Below are 233 nucleotides of genomic sequence, written 5' to 3' on the forward strand. Positions count from 1 at the left end.
GACCAGTTCGATCCTGACCCCCGTCGACACCATCACCCGTACCGGTGAGGAAACCCAGATCGCGACCAAGGGCCGTCACGACCCCTGTGTCGGCATTCGCGGCGTTCCCGTGGTCGAAGCGATGGTCGCCCTGGTTTTAGCCGATCAGGCGTTGCTTCATCGCGGCCAGTGTGGTTGAATAGAGGAACGTGCACCATCCTGCCTCGTTGATGACGACGAGAACAAAGCAGGAG

Annotated in this window: 1 protein-coding gene; it reads left to right on the top strand. The window is 60.5% G+C overall.

Annotated features, from left to right (window positions below; all coding sequences use genetic code 11):
* The coding region (locus AC0L3H_RS33070) for a chorismate synthase (protein WP_473588258.1) at positions 1–178 on the top strand (178 nt) is incomplete at its 5' end.
* Positions 179–233: the final 55 nt, after the last annotated feature.

The sequence above is a fragment of the Mesorhizobium sp. WSM4816 genome (assembly GCF_055811535.1).